Source organism: Agrobacterium sp. T29, assembly GCF_006970545.1.
GTDB classification, from domain to species: Bacteria; Pseudomonadota; Alphaproteobacteria; order Rhizobiales; family Rhizobiaceae; genus Agrobacterium; species Agrobacterium leguminum.
In genome coordinates, this window is the sequence record NZ_CP040640.1 from 1,992,293 (window position 1) to 2,005,202 (window position 12,910).

The following is a 12,910-nucleotide window of genomic DNA, read 5'->3' on the forward strand; positions in this document are numbered from 1 at the left end:
TCCCGCTGATCCGGCCTGCCGCGCAGGCCGGATGCAGTCATGCATCGTCTTGCGGCTTAGAGGCCGAGAGCCTTCTTGGCGGCAGGCAGGGCGTCGGCGCTGCCGTCCTTGGTCTTGACGTTGGCGAGCCAGGGCTCGATCGCCGTCGGATTGGCCTTCAGCCAGACGGTTGCAGCCGCCTCGCCCTCAAGGCCGTCATTCAGGATCTTGCCCATGATCTCGTTTTCCATGGGCAGGGAAAATTGCAGGTTCTTGAGGAAGGCGCCGACATTCGGGCACTCCTCGACGTAACCCTTGCGGACATTGGTATGGATCGTCGCGCCACCGAGATTGGGGCCGAACACCTCGTCGCCGCCGGTCAGATAGGTCAGCTTGAAATTCGCATTCATGGGATGCGGTTCCCAGCCGAGGAAGACGATGGGCTCGCCGGATTTTTCGGCGCGCCCCACCTGGGAGAGCATGCCCTGTTCGGACGACTCGACCACCTCGAATGACTTCAGACCGAAACTGTCCTTGGCCACCATGTCGAGAATCAGGCGGTTGCCGTCATTGCCCGGCTCGATACCATAGATCTTGCCGCCGAGATCGGCGCTGTGGGCGGCGATGTCCTTGAAATCCTTGATGCCGAGTTCGGCGCCCTTGGCGTTGGTCGCCAGCGTGTATTTCGCGCCGGTCAGGTTTTCCCGCAGCGTTTCCACGGATTTGTCTTCGCGATAGGGCGCGATATCGCCCTCCATGGTCGGCATCCAGTTGCCGAGGAAGACGTCGATGTCCTTGTTTTTCAGGGATGTGTAGGTAACGGGTACGGAGAGAAGCTTGACGTCGGTTTCATAGCCAAGGCTTTTCAGAAGCACGGTGGCGGTCGCCGTCGTGGCGGTGATGTCTGTCCAGCCCACATCGGAAAAGCGCACTGTGCCACAGCTTGCCGGCTCCGCAGCACCGGCCGCACTGAACGTCATGGAGGAGATTGCTGCGGCCAAGGCCAGACAGCGGCTTCTATTTGCAAACATATGGCTTGCTCCCTGTTTTTTCGTTCCCTTGCCATTATCAATATCTGCCGGACACAATCAACTCGCGCGCATTTGCGTGCTTTGGCGCACCGTTTGCGACAAAATCGTGAAAATCGCCGGCTTTCAACGCCCGAATGCGACAAACAGTCCGGTTGCGGAAATCTGTGTTTTTCCCGCTGCGGCACTTTTCAATCCGCTTCTTCGCCGTCAAAAGACGCTGGCTGCAGCATCGGCATAAACGAGAATCGGCTCTGTGAGTCGCGATGTGCCGATTCAACAGGTTGGAGCATTGTTAAGAAGCGTCCGAAGGACGCAAGGGCGCTCCGGGAGTGGATAATGGCAAAACTCTATTTCAATTATTCGACGATGAACGCCGGCAAATCGACCATGCTGCTGCAGGCATCCTACAATTATCAGGAGCGCGGCATGCGCACACTGATCTTCACGGCTGCCTTTGACGACCGGGCCGGCGTCGGCCGTGTCGCCTCGCGCATCGGCCTCTCCTCCGACGCCCTGACCTTCGATGACAATACCGACCTGTTCGCCGAGGTATCGGCCCTCACTGCCGAAGCGCCGGTCGCCTGCGTTTTCATCGATGAAGCCAACTTTCTCTCCGAACACCATGTCTGGCAGCTTGCCGACATTGTCGACAGGCTGAACATCCCGGTCATGACCTATGGCCTGCGCACGGATTTTCAGGGAAAGCTTTTCCCCGCCTCGAAAGAACTGCTCGCCATTGCCGACGAGCTTCGCGAAATCCGCACCATCTGCCATTGCGGCCGCAAGGCAACGATGGTGGCCCGCTTCGACAATGAAGGAAAGGTCGTGACGGAAGGCGCGCAGATCGATGTCGGCGGCAACGAGAAATATGTTTCCTTCTGCCGCCGCCACTGGGTGGAGACGTTCAAGGGCGAGTGAACATCTGCGTCCGGTTGCCGCATTTGATTTTCCGCAAAGATGGCTCCCCCGCTCCTGGGCTAAGACGACGGCGACACATTCGCGTGGATGTGCTTTCTCTCAGGAGCAAAACTATGCAGAACAGAACTGCCAAATTCGCCGGCCTCGCCATTCTCGCAGGTCTTTTCGCCTTTCCCGCCCTTGCTGCCGACATCGAAGTGAAGATGCTCAACAAGGGCAGCGACGGTCAGGCGATGGTCTTCGAGCCCGCAACCGTCAAGGCCGCCGTCGGCGACGTCATCACCTTCGTCCCGGTCGACAAGGGCCATGATGCGGCAGCCGTGAAGGACATGATCCCCGAGGGTGTCGCAGACTTCAAGGGCAAGATGAACGAGACGGTGAAGTTGACGGTCGAGAAGGAAGGCGCCTACGTCGTCAAATGCACACCGCATCTGGGCATGGGCATGATCGCGCTCGTTGTCGTCGGCGATGCCGCGCCGGCCAATCTCGACGCCGTCAAGAACGGCAAACTGCCGAAAAAGGCACGCGACCGGCTGAACGACGAGATCGCCAAGCTCGGCCTCTAGGCGCATATCCCTTCGGTTCCGCGGCGGCTGTTGCTCCACAATCGGTGTGGAAAGCCATAATGGCCGGCGCGGACCGCAGGTTGAGAAAAGTTTCGCAATCATGTTGTATCCCGGTTGACCGGGACATATCTGGAAGACAGTAAATGACCGCGGTTTATACGAAGCGCCCAAGGGCGCGGGTGGGCCGCGTGTTTTTCTTCCGGCGTCCAGCCCCACGGGCAGAGGAGACTATGACGACATGATCGACCGGATCACCGCTTTGATTCAGGCAGCCTTCAGCGCCATCGGCAGGGCCGCCGGTCTTCTCGTCGCCTGGCTTCTGTGGCCCTTCATGGCCGCCCATGGCTGGTACAGCGGCCGCAACTGGCTCATCAAGGGCCCGATTGCCCTCATCGTCATTCTTCTTGCCGGCTTTTACGGATATTTCATCTGGCAAACCCAGGTCTGGACGAATTTCGACCCGGATTACGTCGCGCGCTACAAGCTTGAAGAGCGCACCGTGCCTGCCGGGCAGGAATTGCCCGCTGCCGCCCCGGCGGGTGGCGCGACGGGCGCCGCGGCAAACACATCCGCGCCGGTCTGCCAGCGTTCGGCCATCGTCGACGCGGCCGCCGATCTCACCGATTTCAACGTCAACCAGAACGCATGGATTTCCTCCATGCTGCTCTATCGTCTCGGACTTTTCGGCATGGACTGGGACAGCACGCCGTTTCTGGACAACAAGGCGTCTTTCCAGCGCGGCGTAAACCAGGCCGTGCGCCGCACCTCGGTGGAACTGGTGGATACGCTCGGCCGCGTGCGCGGAACCTCCGGCATCAACAACAATCTCCAGGAAGCGCGCGGGAACATGCAGTTCAGCGAATATTCCTGGTATTTCGGCCTCGATCCCTTCGGCCCGAAGACCCCGACGCCGGCCTATTACCGCGCCGCCATCCGCAGCTTCCAGGCCTTCAACGGCGAGCTTGCCGCCTGCAAGGCCGTCTTCGATACCCGCGCCGACAACCTCATCCAGTTCATCGACCGTATCGCCGGCGATATCGGCTCCACGTCTGCAATTCTGCGCGAACGTTCGGAAAACTATAATGGCGGCTGGTTCGATACGCGCGCCGACGACCGCTTCTGGTTCGCCTATGGCCAGCTCTACGGCTATTACGGCGTGCTTTCCGCCGCCGGATCGGACTTCGCACAGGTCATCCGCGAGCGTAACCTGACCAGCCTGTGGAACGACACGCTGTTGCAGACCCGCGCAGCCCTGCGCATTCAGCCGGCGATCATTTCCAATGGTGAGGAAAGCGGCTGGATCATGCCCTCGCACCTCGCCACCATGGGATTTTACGTTTTGCGGGTTCGCTCGAATCTCGTCGAGCTTCGCTCGGTTCTCGACCGGTAAGGCAAGGCCTGCCCCGGGGAACGACAGGATCGATCAGTCTATCAGGCCAAGGCGTATGGTCTTGGCCACGAGCTGGGTGCGGTTGACGCAGTCGAGCTTGCGGATAGCATTGTTCATATAGGCATTGACGGTATGTTCCGAGATGGACAGAAGCTCGGCGATCTCCACGGAGGTCTTTCCCTGCGCCGTCCAGCGCACAACGTCTAGTTCCCGCTTCGTCAAAGGCGATGGACCTTTTGAGCTGGTGCGGCAAAGCCGGTCATAAACCTCCAGCGCATGCAGCACGATCATGCCCAGCTCGTTGAGCGCGGCTTGCGGCAGGATATCGCGATCGCCCGCGAAATTCATCAGATGCCGGTTGCCGTACATCCCGTGCACCGGCACCATCAGACCGGATGTAATGCCCATGCTGCTCAGCGAGGCCGCCGCATCCACCAGCGGTCCGCAGGCAATATTCGGATCCTGCAGCGACCAATATTGCGGCATCATCGACGACGCGCCGCGCTTGATGACGGGACAGTCCCCAAGCGCGCCGTCCCTGGTCATCGCATTGACGACCCAGATGGGCAGGCTGCTTTCGACAACCGTCGGCAAGGCATAGGCATTCTGTCCGCCGGGCAACCGCAAAAGGGTCACATAGGCGTAACCGAAGGCGCGCATCACTTCCCGCAGCGCCTCCAGCCATTGCGATTTGTCGGCAGCAGCCGACAGATCGTCGCAAAGTCTGGCCTGACGCTCCGTCTTCACCATTCACGCACCCTCGACACGCCGGGACGCAGCGCCCGGAGCGAGAAACATGCGGCATGGCCAGAACGGGGTTGTGACCTTCATATCGGCTGGACCATCCTGATCAAAGCACCGGCTTTTCGGATTTGTCCTTCGGCTTGGCCATCAGTTTTTCCAGGAAACCGAGCATGACCGCCGAGACGACAAAAGCCAGATGAATGATGGTGAACCACATCAGCTTGCTGTCCGAATATTGACTGGCGTTGAGGAAGATTTGCAGCAGGTGGATCGACGAGATCGCCACGATCGACGACGCGACCTTGATTTTCAGGCTGCCGGAATCGAGCTTGCCCAGAAAGGAAACCTCGGCATCGGCATCGTCGAAGCGGCTGACGAAGTTCTCGTAACCGGAAATCATCACCATGACGATCAGGCTGGCGACCAGCGCCGCATCGATCAGACCCAGCATGGCGAGGATCATGTCCGCTTCGTCGTAGGTGAAAACGTTCTTCGCAACTTTCAGAAACTTGAGCGCGAAGGAAAACGCATAAACCGCCAGTGCCGCGACGAGCCCGAGATAAAAAACGACGAGCAGCCAGCGGCTGGAGAGGATGATCCGCTCGACGAGCAGTTCAAGAGACTTCATTTCCGTATCCGATTAATAATCTGTTTATTGTTGGGGCATGGTTTGTTTCGCCATGTAAACTGGCTGCGAATATCCTAGCAAGCGGCAATGTCGGGACTTTGACCGTACCGTGGCGTTTTCACACCCCATTCGCCAGTCAGGTTCGAGAGCGGATAAGCGTCATATTTTTGCAACATACTGTTATGCTTTAAAACATGATGCAAAAAGTCATATATAATATGTTGACAGTTATCATCATGTTTTTTAGTCCTCGCTTATCGGCTCGCCCGTAACAATCAAAACAGTTTCAGCCGCGGCGGCAAGCGCGGCGTGCTTTCGCACGCCGTGGCCCATTCGCGCGCCTACCTGGGGGTACTTAATGTCCATTTCGCGCACGCATTCCGCGCTGCTTCTGTGCACTGCCATCTCTATTCTGCCGCTTGCCGGCCCCGCGCTGGCACAGGATGCCGCGTCGCAGGCGGACGGCGCCACCACGCTTGAAAGGATCGTCGTCAAGGGCAAGCGCGTCAAAAGCGCCAATGCCGCCGCCGACACGCCGCTGGCGAGCCAGACCACGGCGGAAGACATCCGCAAGAAGGACATCGGCAGCATCAAGGACCTCGGCAACAGCACGGAGCCGGGCGTCGACTACGTCGATGCCAAGCCCGGCCGGCCCGGCGGCCTGTTCATTCGCGGCCTCGGCGGCGCACGCGTCGTCACCTTGATCGACAATATTCCCGTTCCCTTCTTCGAAAACTTTGCCCGGCAGGGTCAGGCCACCACCACATTGAGCAATACGAATTCGAGCTTCGATTTTTCCTCGCTCTCGACGGTCGATGTGGTGCGCGGCGCAGATTCCAGCCGTATCGGCTCCGGTGCTCTCGGCGGCGCGCTGGTGCTGCGCACACTCGAGCCGGAAGACCTGATCGGCGAAGGCAGGGACTGGGGCGGCGTGGCCAAGACCACCTATGACAGCGAAGACAGAAGTGTGGGCGGATCGCTCGCCCTCGCCAAGAAGATCGAGAATACCTCGGTCCTGTTCCAGGGTTCCTACAAGCGCGGCAACGAGACGGACAACAAGGGCACGGCCGATGTCTACGGCACGCGCCGCACCAAGCCCAATCCCGCCGACACCTATGAAAGCAACCTGATGTTCAAGATCCGCCAGGATCTTGAGGGCGGTCACCGCATCGGGCTGACGGCTGAGCGTTATTCGCTGAGAAACCGCAGCGACATGAAGACCCTGCAGGGCGTCAGCGTTTCGGGCTCGACCTACCGGATCGGCGACTACCGGGGCTACGAGGATACCGAGCGTGATCGCGTATCGCTCGACTACGAATACGAAGCGCCCTCGACCGACGGCTTCATCGACGCCGCCAATCTTTCGCTCTACTGGACGCGTCTTTCCAAGGAATCCGGCGCCGGTGACCGCCTGACCAACAATTCGCTCTATATTCGCGAAGACAGCACGCGCAACAGCGCATTCGGCATCGTCGGCGGCCTTGAATCCGGCTTCGAGCTTGGCGGCGTGCAGCACACGGTCCGTTTCGGCGGCAACGCCATGACGACCGATTTCAGCCAGGAGCTTTTCGCCAACACGGCCGGATCGACCTCGTCGTCGCAATCGGACATGCCTGACGTGAGCGGCAAGAGCCTCGGTCTTTATCTCGATGACGAAATCGCCTTCGGCAACGGCTTCCGCCTGACCCCCGGCCTGCGCTTCGATTCCTACGATTACGATCCCGATGGCTCCGTTTCCAGCAACAGCGGCTACCGAACATTCGGCCTGCCGAGCGGCAATAGCGGCTCGCGCTTCTCGCCGAAGCTTCTTGCCACCTATGACGTCACGCCCGAACTGCAGCTTTTCGCACAATGGTCGATGGCCTATCGTGCCCCGACGATCAACGAACTGTATCTGAACTTCTCCAACGTCAGCTCCGGTTACGCTGTTGTCGGCAACTCCGCCCTCAATCCCGAGACCAGCAACGGTTTCGAGATCGGTGCGAACTACGCCTCCGGCGACCTCACGGGAAGCCTGACGCTGTTCCACAACAAGTACAAGAACTTCATCGAGCAGTACACGACGTCGACAACGCTCTTCCCCGGCTTCGGCGGCAGGGGCAACGGATCGCTCTTCACCTATCGCAACCGTAACAACGTCGAAATCTCCGGTGTCGAAGCCAAGGTCCGCAAGGACCTCGCCAACGGCTTCTTCGCCCACGCTTCGCTTGCTTACGCCTATGGCAAGGACACCGATACCAACGAATTCATTCGCACGGTCGCGCCCTTCAAGTCCGTCGTCGGCATAGGCTACGAGCAGGACGTCTGGGGCACGGAATTTACCGGTGTCTTCTCCTCCGGCATGCGTGACGACAGGGTGGCCAACACCTTCGACGCCCCCGGCTATGGCGTCTTCAACCTGACTGGCTGGTGGGAACCGGAACAGACCAAGGGCCTGCGCATCCAGGCCGGCATCTACAACCTGTTCGACAGGAAATACTGGAATGCCGTCGGCGTTCGCGACGTGAACCCGAATTCCGTCAGCACCGTCAACCAGCCGGTGGACTTCTATACGGAAGCCGGACGCACCTTCAAAATCTCTCTGACCCAGAAATTCTAAAACCGGGCAGAAACATCATCTCCAGTCGGGGCGGCCTTCGGGTCGCCCCTTTTTTATCAGCGGCAATAGAGATAACCGCCTTTTCGCTCCAGCACGTCGAGATGCAGGTGATCCTGATGGGTGGCGTCGCTGCCGGGCGAAAGAACCGTGCGGAAGAACAGACAGGCGGCGGCCGTGATGGTGCGCTGGAAAGCGCCTTCCGGCGTTCCGTCCTCACCCCGCGGCTTCATCACAAGCGGCTCGCCCTTATCGAAGGCGATCGTGGAAATATCGACGGCATTGCCCTTGGCATGTTCGGAAATCTTGCCGTTTTCCGCGCTGTTGCGGTTGCGGCAGATATAGGTCGAGGCATTGGCGATGGCCGTCACCTTTTTCTCCGGCATAGCCAGAGCCGCAGCCGGCAGCATCATTTCCTTTGTCCAGCGGGAAAGCGCGAGCGCGGTTTCGCAGCGCATGGTCCCCGAAGGTTCCAGCTTGATGCCGGGCAGAACCACGGAAAGCTCGACAGGCGCTTCGATGCCGCAGCCCTGCTCCGCATCGCGGATCGGTTCGAGCTGTTTGAATTCCGCGCCGATATCCTTCAACGCGCCAAGGCATGCCTGAAGCGCGGCCGGGTCTTCCGGCCTCACCGGCTCGGGCGGCTTCTCTTCCGGTTTTGCAGCGTCAACATCCGGCTTGCGTTGTTCACCATCCTCTTTGCCCTCCCCCGCCTTGCCTTCGACGCCTTTCCTGCTGTCATCGGACCCCTTGTCTGCCGGCGTCTTGCCGTCATCCGGTTTCTGCTCTTCCGGGACCTGCGGTTTCGGGGCTGGTTTCGGCGCTTCCACCGGGCTTTGCGGCGGCTCGTCCGATGGCTTTTCCGCAGGGGTGGCGGATTGCCCCTCACCCGGTTTCGGTTGCGGCACCGGCACCTGCGCCGGCGGTTCAGAGGCGGAAATCAATGCGAGGGTGGTTACCAGAAGACACAGGCGATGAAGCATTTTTCGGGGCACTCCTGACCGTTTCGGCAGGAGTGCAACGCCGCGACGGCCCGTAAGGTTCATTCCCTCACCGAAATCCGCTTGCCAAGGCGGATCGTGCACGCTAACAATTTTCCCATGAACATCGTGTCTAAGAACATTGCTAACTGGTGGTGGGGCAGCTTTTCGCGGCCTTGACCAGTCATGTCTTCAGACAAAGTCCAAGCCGCCCGAATTTTCAGGCGGCTTTTTTGTTATTTTGCCGCCTGTCATCGGGCTTGAACAACAGAAAGCATGCGCGCAAAAGTGCTTGACGGTTTTGCGATAACGACATGCGAAAAAACGAGTACGAAAGAAATGGTAACGATCATTCAGGATGACGGCGCGGAAACCTACGAGACGAAAGGCGGCATCAAGGTCAGCCGAAAGCGTCGGCCCGCCGATTACGCCAGCGCCATCGATAATTATATCGAAAAGCTCGATTCCCATCGCGGCGCGGTTTTTTCGTCCAACTATGAATATCCGGGCCGTTACACCCGTTGGGATACAGCCATCGTCGATCCGCCGCTCGGCATTTCCTGTTTCGGCCGCAAGATGTGGATCGAGGCCTATAATGGTCGCGGCGAAGTGCTGCTTTCCTTCATCACCGAAAAGCTGAAGGCGACGCCCGATCTCACGCTTGGCGCTTCCACCACGCGCCGTCTCGATCTCACCGTCAACGAGCCGGACCGCGTTTTCACCGAGGAAGAACGCTCGAAAATCCCGACCGTCTTCACGGCGTTGCGCGCCATCGTCGACCTTTTCTATTCGAATGCGGATTCGGCCATCGGCCTGTTCGGCGCCTTCGGTTACGATCTCGCCTTCCAGTTCGATGCGATCAAGCTGTCGCTGGCGCGCCCGGAAGACCAGCGCGACATGGTGCTGTTTCTGCCGGACGAAATCCTCGTCGTTGACCACTATTCCGCCAAGGCCTGGATCGACCGTTACGATTTCGAAAAGGGCGGCGTGACGACAGACGGCAAGTCCTCCGACATTGCGCCCGATCCCTTCAAGACCACGGACACGATTCCGCCGAAGGGCGATCACCGTCCCGGTGAATATTCCGAACTGGTGGTGAAGGCCAAGGAAAGCTTCCGCCGCGGCGATCTGTTCGAGGTCGTTCCCGGCCAGAAATTCATGGAGCGTTGTGAAAGCAATCCGTCGGCGATTTCGCGCCGCCTGAAGGCGATCAATCCCTCGCCCTATTCCTTCTTCATCAATCTCGGCCATCAGGAATATCTGGTCGGCGCTTCGCCGGAAATGTTCGTGCGCGTCTCCGGCCGCCGCATCGAGACCTGCCCGATTTCCGGCACTATCAAGCGCGGCGACGATCCGATTGCCGATAGCGAGCAGATTCTGAAACTGCTCAATTCGAAGAAGGACGAATCCGAACTCACCATGTGTTCGGATGTGGACCGCAACGACAAGAGCCGCGTCTGCGAACCGGGTTCGGTAAAGGTCATCGGCCGCCGCCAGATCGAGATGTATTCGCGCCTCATCCACACGGTGGACCACATCGAAGGCCGCCTGCGCGATGACATGGACGCCTTTGACGGCTTCCTCAGCCACGCCTGGGCCGTCACCGTCACCGGTGCGCCGAAACTCTGGGCCATGCGCTTCATCGAGGGCCATGAAAAGAGCCCGCGCGCCTGGTATGGCGGCGCGATCGGCATGGTCGGTTTCAACGGTGACATGAATACGGGGCTCACGCTGCGCACCATCCGCATCAAGGACGGCATTGCCGAGGTGCGTGCGGGTGCGACGCTGCTCAACGATTCCAATCCGCAGGAAGAAGAAGCCGAAACCGAACTGAAGGCCTCCGCCATGATCGCCGCCATTCGCGATGCCAAAGGCACCAACGCCGCTTCCACCAAGCGCGACGCCGCCAAGGTGGGCACCGGTGTGAAGATCCTGCTCGTCGACCATGAAGACAGCTTCGTGCACACACTGGCGAATTATTTCCGCCAGACGGGCGCGACCGTCTCCACCGTCAGAACGCCGGTTGCGGCAGAGGTGTTCGATCGCTTCCAGCCCGATCTCGTCGTGCTCTCCCCCGGACCGGGCAGCCCGACGGATTTCGACTGCAAGGCGACGATCAAGGCCGCCCGCGCCCGCGAATTGCCGATCTTCGGCGTCTGCCTCGGCCTTCAGGCACTGGCGGAAGCCTATGGCGGCGAACTTCGCCAGCTCGCGGTGCCGATGCACGGCAAGCCATCGCGCATCCGCGTGCTGGAACCGGGTCTCGTCTTCTCCGGTCTTGGCAAGGAAGTAACCGTCGGCCGTTACCACTCGATCTTCGCCGACCCCTCCACCCTTCCGCGTGATTTCATCATCACCGCGGAAAGCGAGGACGGCACGATCATGGGCATCGAACATGCCAAGGAACCGGTGGCCGCCGTTCAGTTCCACCCGGAATCGATCATGACGCTCGGCCAGGACGCCGGCATGCGCATGATCGAAAACGTCGTGGTGCATCTGACCCGCAAGGCGAAGACGAAGGCGGCATGATGGCTGCTGCCGACGCCATCAGCATCGAACCCATCCGGGCGGAGCACGTTGAGAGCTTTCACCGTGCTCTCGATGCGGTGTCGCGCGAGCGGAAATATCTGAGCTTCCTGGAGGCGCCGCCGCTCGATTCGGTCCGCGCCTTCGTTCTCGACATGATCGAAAACAACCATCCGCAATTCGTGGCGATTGCGGATGGCAAGGTGGTCGGCTGGTGCGATATTCGCCGCGAGAGCAGACCCACCCATGCCCATCGCGGCACGCTCGGCATGGGCATCCTGCCCGCCTATCGCGACAAGGGGCTGGGCGGACGGCTGATGCGGCAGACGCTCGATGCCGCGCGTCAATGCGGGCTGCACCGCGTGGAGCTGAGCGTGCATGCGGACAATACGAGAGCAATCGCGCTTTATGAAAAGATCGGTTTTGTGCATGAAGGCCGGGGCCGTGACACCGTTCTGGTCGACGGGCGTTACATCGACAGCCTGAACATGGCGATCATCTTCGGCAACTAACCCCTCGGCAGCGAGGCGGAAATACACAGCGCGAATTTCTTCAGCAACTGCATGTCGAAATGCCCTTCCCGCCGCAGCATCCAGGTCAGCGCGTCATTCGCCGTCCACGGCTTCTTGTAGGGCCTGACCGAGGTGATGGCGTCATAGACGTCGCAAATCGCCGCGATACGCGCATAGAGGCTGATCTGGCTGCCCGCACGACCGCTCGGATAACCGCCGCCATCCATCCGCTCATGGTGATTGAAGCAGACATCGAGCACCATCTCCGGCATCTGCGCGTTGCGCGACAATATATCCCGGCCGAATGCGGGATGGAGATTGATGATTTCCCGCTCGCTGGCGCTCAACCCTTCCGCCTTGTTGAGGATCGATGAGGGGATTTCCACCTTGCCGATATCATGCAGCAACCCGCTGATGCCGAGCAGATTGACCGTTCCCCTGTCGAGCCCGAGATAATTGCCGAAGAGGATCATCAGCCCGCTGACGGAGACCGAGTGCACGAAGGTCGTTTCGTCTTTCGATTTCAGGCGGGTAACCCCGATGAAAATCGCCGGGTTCGACTGCACGGCATCGGAAATCTTGCCCGCCGCCGCAGCCATGCCCTTCAGCGAAACAATGCCGCCGACTTCTGCGGAGGCAAAGGTCTCGGCAATCGTATCGGCGGCCGAGCGTACGGCATGGGTGACGGCGGCGACGGTTTCCGGGCAATTGCCCGGTTGCGGCGAAACCGCCGCGGAACGCGCGCTGCCTTCGGTATCGTATCCCTTGGCCGTGTTGATGACGATGCTTTCGGCGCCGCTTGATTTCAATTGACGCATTAATTCCTCGTGCCGCAAAAGAAAGCGGTGCCGTTTTAAAAATCCCTGGTTCGAAAGCGTTCCTTCGATCGCTTCGATAAACATGCCAATCGTCAGTTGCTGGGTGGAAATTCGTTTGAGCATCAGATGCTTTTATTTTCCTTCCCGGGAATGATAACCTGAAACCGTAATTCGTAAAAATGTCGGCACGTAACCGGCTAAACTATAAAGGTGAAGTCAAGT

At 59.6% G+C, this 12,910-nt stretch carries 12 protein-coding genes; 7 read left to right on the forward strand and 5 right to left on the reverse strand.

Features of this window, described 5'->3' with window-relative positions:
* Positions 1-56: 56 nt before the first annotated feature.
* On the reverse strand, positions 57-959 hold the full coding sequence (locus FGF54_RS10120) for a choline ABC transporter substrate-binding protein (protein WP_371733880.1): 903 nt from the start codon (positions 957-959) through the stop codon (positions 57-59).
* On the opposite strand from FGF54_RS10120, the gene FGF54_RS27200 reads away from it, so the two are divergent.
* The 4 genes from FGF54_RS27200 (at position 958) to FGF54_RS10135 (ending at position 3,884) form a co-directional block, all read left to right on the forward strand.
* On the forward strand, positions 958-1,248 hold the full coding sequence (locus FGF54_RS27200; protein ID WP_168207949.1) for a hypothetical protein: 291 nt from the start codon (positions 958-960) through the stop codon (positions 1,246-1,248). The genes FGF54_RS10120 and FGF54_RS27200 overlap by 2 nt on opposite strands.
* Positions 1,249-1,346: 98 nt before the next feature.
* Positions 1,347-1,928, forward strand: coding sequence for a thymidine kinase (locus FGF54_RS10125; RefSeq protein WP_080851141.1), 582 nt, complete (start codon positions 1,347-1,349; stop codon positions 1,926-1,928).
* Positions 1,929-2,041: 113 nt separating this feature from the next.
* Complete coding sequence (locus FGF54_RS10130) at positions 2,042-2,494, forward strand: pseudoazurin (RefSeq protein ID WP_142779578.1); 453 nt, start codon at positions 2,042-2,044, stop codon at positions 2,492-2,494.
* Between the two features lie 238 nt (positions 2,495-2,732).
* Positions 2,733-3,884: a DUF2333 family protein gene (locus tag FGF54_RS10135; protein ID WP_142779579.1), complete on the forward strand. Its 1,152-nt coding sequence runs from the start codon at positions 2,733-2,735 to the stop codon at positions 3,882-3,884.
* Between the two features lie 33 nt (positions 3,885-3,917).
* Here FGF54_RS10135 and FGF54_RS10140 read toward each other — a convergent pair whose 3' ends face one another.
* Together FGF54_RS10140 and FGF54_RS10145 are read right to left on the reverse strand one after the other, a co-directional pair.
* Positions 3,918-4,634 carry a helix-turn-helix transcriptional regulator gene (locus FGF54_RS10140; RefSeq protein WP_142779580.1) on the reverse strand — a complete coding sequence of 239 codons (717 nt, stop codon included), beginning with the start codon at positions 4,632-4,634 and terminating at the stop codon, positions 3,918-3,920.
* A gap of 100 nt (positions 4,635-4,734) precedes the next feature.
* Positions 4,735-5,256: a TIGR00645 family protein gene (locus FGF54_RS10145; RefSeq protein ID WP_003524933.1), complete on the reverse strand. Its 522-nt coding sequence runs from the start codon at positions 5,254-5,256 to the stop codon at positions 4,735-4,737.
* A 358-nt stretch (positions 5,257-5,614) separates the two neighbouring features.
* On the opposite strand from FGF54_RS10145, the gene FGF54_RS10150 reads away from it, so the two are divergent.
* Positions 5,615-7,855: a TonB-dependent hemoglobin/transferrin/lactoferrin family receptor gene (locus FGF54_RS10150; protein ID WP_142779581.1), complete on the forward strand. Its 2,241-nt coding sequence runs from the start codon at positions 5,615-5,617 to the stop codon at positions 7,853-7,855.
* A gap of 56 nt (positions 7,856-7,911) precedes the next feature.
* Here the strand turns inward: FGF54_RS10150 and FGF54_RS10155 are convergent, their stop codons facing one another.
* A complete protein-coding gene (locus tag FGF54_RS10155; protein WP_142779582.1) occupies positions 7,912-8,835 on the reverse strand; it encodes an extensin family protein in 924 nt (307 codons plus the stop codon).
* Positions 8,836-9,171: 336 nt separating this feature from the next.
* On the opposite strand from FGF54_RS10155, the gene FGF54_RS10160 reads away from it, so the two are divergent.
* Positions 9,172-11,361, forward strand: coding sequence for an anthranilate synthase (locus tag FGF54_RS10160; protein WP_142779583.1), 2,190 nt, complete (start codon positions 9,172-9,174; stop codon positions 11,359-11,361).
* Positions 11,358-11,870, forward strand: coding sequence for a GNAT family N-acetyltransferase (locus FGF54_RS10165; protein ID WP_168208051.1), 513 nt, complete (start codon positions 11,358-11,360; stop codon positions 11,868-11,870). Before FGF54_RS10160 ends, FGF54_RS10165 begins: the two co-directional genes overlap by 4 nt.
* On the opposite strand, the gene FGF54_RS10170 is transcribed toward FGF54_RS10165, so the two are convergent.
* Positions 11,867-12,811: an HD-GYP domain-containing protein gene (locus tag FGF54_RS10170; RefSeq protein ID WP_142779584.1), complete on the reverse strand. Its 945-nt coding sequence runs from the start codon at positions 12,809-12,811 to the stop codon at positions 11,867-11,869. The two genes, FGF54_RS10165 and FGF54_RS10170, sit on opposite strands and share 4 nt — an antisense overlap.
* Positions 12,812-12,910: the final 99 nt, after the last annotated feature.